The organism is Microbacterium sp. K35 (assembly GCF_004794375.1).
GTDB lineage: Bacteria > Actinomycetota > Actinomycetes > Actinomycetales > Microbacteriaceae > Microbacterium > Microbacterium sufflavum.
Map to the genome: position 1 here is coordinate 1 of NZ_SSDM01000305.1, position 5,014 is coordinate 5,014.

The 5,014-nt window shown below is 70.9% G+C and carries 5 protein-coding genes; 2 read left to right on the top strand and 3 right to left on the bottom strand.

The window, feature by feature from the left end:
- The 3 genes from DW299_RS11860 to DW299_RS11870 all read right to left on the bottom strand — a co-directional run.
- The coding region (locus tag DW299_RS11860) for a DHA2 family efflux MFS transporter permease subunit (RefSeq protein ID WP_136036708.1) at positions 1-1,478 on the bottom strand (1,478 nt) is incomplete at its 3' end.
- Positions 1,475-2,101 carry a PadR family transcriptional regulator gene (locus DW299_RS11865; protein WP_136036709.1) on the bottom strand — a complete coding sequence of 209 codons (627 nt, stop codon included), beginning with the start codon at positions 2,099-2,101 and terminating at the stop codon, positions 1,475-1,477. The genes DW299_RS11860 and DW299_RS11865, both read right to left, overlap by 4 nt.
- Before the next feature lie 87 nt (positions 2,102-2,188).
- A complete protein-coding gene (locus DW299_RS11870) occupies positions 2,189-2,401 on the bottom strand; it encodes a hypervirulence associated TUDOR domain-containing protein (protein ID WP_136032818.1) in 213 nt (70 codons plus the stop codon).
- 104 nt (positions 2,402-2,505) lie between these two features.
- Here DW299_RS11870 and DW299_RS11875 point away from each other — a divergent pair, with 104 nt between their 5' ends.
- Both DW299_RS11875 and DW299_RS11880 read left to right on the top strand, forming a co-directional pair.
- Positions 2,506-3,381 carry a phosphoribosylaminoimidazolesuccinocarboxamide synthase gene (locus tag DW299_RS11875; RefSeq protein ID WP_136036710.1) on the top strand — a complete coding sequence of 292 codons (876 nt, stop codon included), beginning with the start codon at positions 2,506-2,508 and terminating at the stop codon, positions 3,379-3,381.
- A gap of 148 nt (positions 3,382-3,529) precedes the next feature.
- Positions 3,530-4,885, top strand: a complete 1,356-nt coding sequence (locus tag DW299_RS11880) for a uracil-xanthine permease family protein (protein WP_136032815.1) — start codon at positions 3,530-3,532, stop codon at positions 4,883-4,885.
- Positions 4,886-5,014 lie beyond the last annotated feature (129 nt).

A 5,014-nucleotide genomic window follows, 5' to 3' on the forward strand; every position in this document is an offset into this window, starting at 1 on the left:
CCCGCGGCCACGAGCGCGACGACGATCACGGCCGCGGGCAGCAGCAGCGCCTGCGCCATACCCGCCGCGAAGCCCTCCGCCACCTGCGGCGGCAGCGACCCGCCCCCGCTGATGCCCGCCGGCGCGTCCGACAGTCCGGGCAGGTTCGCCTCCAGCCGCGACTGCATGAACGCGGCGATCGACGCCGAACCGATCACCGAGCCGATCGTCCTGGTCGTGTTGTAGATGCCCGCGCCGGCACCGGCCTGCCGCGGCGGCAGCTTGCGCGTGGCCGTGGTCGCGAGCGGACCCCACATGCCCGCGTTGCCGATGCCCATCAGGGCCGACGGCAGCAGGAACATCAGGATCGGGGTGTCCATGGTCGTCAGCGCCGAGTACCAGAGCAGCGCCCCACCCACGCAGAGCAGTCCGGGGATGAGGATCACCCGGGGGTCGACGCGGTCGAGGATCTTGCCGGCCACGGGAGCCAGCACTCCCGACAGCACCGCCATCGGGATGAGCAGCATGGCCGCCTCGGTCGGGGTGAGCCCACGGGCCGTCTGCAGGAAGAACATCATCGGCAGCGACATGCTGGTGACCGTGAAGCCGACCGCGGCGATCGCGACGTTCGCGCCCGAGAAGTTGCGGTCGCGGAACAGCCCGAGCGGCACGAGCGGCTCACTCCGGGTGCGGGCCTGCTGCACGATGAACAGCGCCAGCACCGCGACGCCGGCGATGATCAGGCTCCACACCGAGATCGGACCCCAGATCACACCCCAGTCGAACTTCTCGCCCTCCTGCAGCCCGAACACGATCAGGAACAGGGCCACGGCGCTCAGCACGACACCGACGAGGTCGAAGCGGTGGGGGTGCGTCTTCAGCCTCGGCACCAGGATCCACGCGAGCACGAACGCCACGACACCCACGGGCAGGTTCACGAAGAAGATCCACTCCCAGCCGAGGCCGTCCACCAGCAGGCCGCCCGCGAGCGGACCGACGAGCGTGGCCACGCCGGCGGTCGCCCCCCACAGCCCCATCGCCGCACCGCGCCGCTCCGGCGGGAAGGTGCGCGTGATGACGGCCATGGTCTGCGGCGTCATGAAAGCGGCGCCGAGGCCCTGCACGGCACGCGCCGCGATCAGGCCCTCGAGGGTGGTGGACAGCCCGCACCACAGCGACGCGAGCGTGAACACCGCGAGCCCGATCAGGTAGATGTTCTTCGGGCCGAAGCGGTCACCGAGGCGTCCGGTGATCAGCAGCGGCACCGCGTAGGCCAGCAGGTAGGCGCTGGTGACCCACACGACGTTGTCGAGGTTGTTGGTCTGCGGGTCGAGCGCGGCCTTGATGGCCGGGTTCGCGACCGACACGATCGTGGTGTCGACGAGGATCATGAAGAAGCCGATGACGAGCGCCCACAGGGCGGGCCACGGGCTCTTCGGCGCGTGACCGGCCGCGAACGGGCCGGTCTGAGGCCCTGCGGCCTGGCGGGATTCGGTCATTGCTGTGCAGCCTTTCGCTGAGCGCGGTAGCGGTCGGAGTCGTCGAAGGCGTCCGGCCCCCAGGGGAGATCGTCGCCGTCGAGGCGGGTGAGCAGGGAGTCGAGCCAGCGCAGCTCCGCGTCGAGCAGCGCCTCCTGTCGCTCGATCTCGACGAGGACCTGGGCGGGGACACCCTTGGTGCGGGCGCCGCGGAGCCCGTCATGGTGCAGCGCGTGCGAGTCCCGGAGGGCGGCGCGGCGGTCGTGGAGCAGCGCGACGACATCGGTGCGTTCGAGGTTGTGGGCCTCGGCGAGCGCGACCCGGGCGTCGACCTCGCGATCGATGCGGGGCAGGGCGCGACGCACCCAGGAGACCACCGTCTCGCGCCCCGCGTCGGTGAGCGTGTAGGTCGTGCGCTCCGGCCGCTTTCCGTCGCGGTCGGTCCCGACCTCGGCGAGCAGCCCCGCCCGCTGCAGCCGGGCGACCGTGTGGTACAGCGTGCCGTTGGTGACGGTGATGAGCCGATCGTCGTGCCGAGCGCGCAGCAGCCGGACCATCTCGTAGGGGTGCATGTCGCTCTCGCGCAGCAGCGCGAGCACCATCACGCCGAGCGGCGTGAGCGCGTCCACCGGGTCCTTCGCCATGTCCCCACCTCGATTAGTCCATGTGGACTATACGCCCGATCAGGCTCCCGTGCCACGTCGTGCGCGGCGATACCGGTTCCGGGTGTCTCACCCCAGCCGACGCAGAGCGGAGCCCTTGTGCGCCGCACGATCGCCGCTCTTCTCCGACTCCACGAGATACGCCGGCTCCTCGTCCGAGGCGGTGAAGTGCTGCCCCGCGAACGTGAAGTCCTTCGTCCGCTTCTCGACCACCGTGCCGCGCGTGCGCCCCTGCGACGTGTTCCAGCTCACCCGATCGCCTTTCGCGAGATCCTTCGTCATACCCGCTCCCTTCGATGCGGCGATCCTCGCCCCGGGAGCACGCGGCCCGCGCTCCCCTTGACTTCTGTGCGGGCGCCGCCACGGGAGACCGGGATAATGGGCGGGTGAGCACACCCACGGCAGGCACCGCGCAGAGCATCCCCGGTTGGCGACACCTCTACTCCGGCAAGGTCCGCGACCTCTACGCCTCGGAGGACCCGGCCGACACCCGCATCCTCGTCGTCGCCTCCGACCGGGTGAGCGCCTTCGACGTGGTGCTGTCGCCCGGCATCACCGACAAGGGGGCCCTGCTCACCCGCCTCAGCCGCTGGTGGTTCGCCCAGCTCGACGTGCCGAACCACCTGGCCCCGGGCGAGCTGCCCGAGGAGGTCGCCGACCGCGCGATGCTCGCCCAGTCGCTGGAGATGCTCCCGATCGAGTGCGTCGTGCGCGGCTACATCACCGGCTCCGGCTGGGCCGAGTATCAGGAGCACGGCACGGTGTGCGGCATCACCCTCCCGGACGGCCTGCACAACGGCGACCGGCTGCCCGAACCGCTGTTCACCCCCGCGTACAAGGCGCCGATGGGCGAGCACGACGAGAACATCACGTTCGACCGCGTCGTCGAGCTGGTCGGTGCCGAGCGAGCGGCCGAGCTGCGCGACACCTCCCTGGCCGTGTACGCGAAGGCGGCGGCGATCGCCGAGGAGCGGGGCCTGATCCTGGCCGACACCAAGTTCGAGTTCGGCACCGATGCCGACGGCACCCTGCGCCTCGCCGACGAGGTGCTCACCAGCGACTCCTCGCGGTACTGGGACGCCGAGGCCTGGCGCACCGGCACCACCCCGGCCGAGCGGATGGCGAGCTTCGACAAGCAGATCGTGCGCGACTGGCTCGCCGCGAACTGGGACAAGCAGGGCGAGCGGCCCGCGCTGCCCGACGAGGTCGTCGCCCGGACGACCGCGCGCTACCGCGAACTCATCGACCGCCTGGGCGCCTGAGCCGGACTACTCCACACGTCGCACGTCGGTGGGGCTGACGTCGTCACCCGCGTAGAGGAGCGGCTGGCCGATCGGCGCTCAGGCAACACTCAGGAATCGGTAGTGTTTCTTCAGCACTCCCGCCACCCCCGAACCCTGAGGAGCCCGCATGGCCCTGTGGAAGCTGCACGGAAACGGACGCACGGTCGAGGCCGGCGCGGTCGTCCGTCCCGACGAGCGCCTGAGCTGGTCCGCCACCGTCGCGATCGGACTCCAGCACGTCGTCGCGATGTTCGGCGCCACCTTCCTCGTGCCGACGCTGACGGGCTTCCCGGTCTCGACGACCCTGCTGTTCAGCGGCCTCGGCACCCTCATCTTCCTGCTCATCACGAAGAACCAGCTGCCCAGCTACCTCGGCTCCTCGTTCGCGTTCATCGCCCCGATCACGGCCGCCGTCGCCGCGGGTGGCACCGGCTCGGCGCTCGCGGGCGTCGTCGCGGTCGGCGTGCTCCTCGCCGTCGTCGGGCTCGTCGTGCAGTTCGCCGGGCTGCGATGGGTCGACGCGCTCATGCCCCCGGTGGTCGCAGGGGCCATCGTCGCCCTGATCGGCTTCAACCTCGCCCCCACCGCGTGGAGCAACTTCCAGCTCGACCCGGTGACCGCGACCATCACCCTCGTCGCCATCATCCTGTTCGCAGTGCTGTTCCGCGGCTTCCTCGGCCGCATCTCGATCTTCCTCGGCGTCGCGGTCGGCTTCATCTGGGCCGCGTTCACCGGCTCGTTCGACGTGCCCAACGCCCTCCGCGGCGGCAAGACACCGGCCGAGCTCATCGCCGAGGCACCCTGGGTCGGCCTGCCGCACTTCCAGCTCCCCGACTTCGTCGAGCCGGGCACGTGGTCGACCATCGCGATGTTCCTGCCGGTCGTGCTCGTGCTCATCGCCGAGAACGTCGGCCACGTGCGCGGCGTCGCGACCATGACCGAGGACCCATCGATCAACAAGCACACCGGCCGCGCGCTGATCGCCGACGGCGTCGCGACCACGATCGCGGGCGGCTTCGGCGGCTCGGGCACCACGACCTACGGCGAGAACATCGGCGTGATGGCCGCGACCCGCGTGTACTCGACCGCCGTCTACTGGGTGGCCGGCCTCTTCGCGATCCTGCTCGCGTTCTCCCCCAAGGTCGGCGAGGTGTTCAACTCGATCCCCGCCGGCGTGCTGGGCGGCGCGACCACGGCCCTGTACGGCCTGATCGGCATCATCGGCATCAAGATCTGGGTCGACAGCCGCGTGGACTTCTCGCGCCCGGTCAACCAGTATACGGCCGCGGTGTCGCTCGTGATCGGCATCGCCGGGTTCTCGATGCAGCTCGGCGACTTCGCGTTCGGCGGCATCGTCCTCGGCACCGTCGCGGCGCTGCTCATCTACCACCTGGGCAACCTGATCGCCCGCGCCCGCAAGACCGGCGCCGACGACCCGAAGCCCCTCGAGCCCGTCGGCCCCCTGGGCGGCGACCCCGCGTAACGCCCGGGGTCCCGTCCCGTCCCGTCCACTGTCGGGATCGAAAACGCACCTCCCACGCACGTCGGAGGTGCGTTTTCGCACTCCCACGCGCCGGTCGGGCGGGGGCGGGGCGGGCGGGGGCGGGAGGAC

Coding starts and splice junctions, on each gene's coding strand:
- DW299_RS11870 (WP_136032818.1), bottom strand. CDS start 2,401: ATGACGAAGGATCTCGCGAAAGGCGATCGGGTGAGCTGGAACACGTCG.
- DW299_RS11865 (WP_136036709.1), bottom strand. CDS start 2,101: ATGGCGAAGGACCCGGTGGACGCGCTCACGCCGCTCGGCGTGATGGTG.
- DW299_RS11880 (WP_136032815.1), top strand. CDS start 3,530: ATGGCCCTGTGGAAGCTGCACGGAAACGGACGCACGGTCGAGGCCGGC.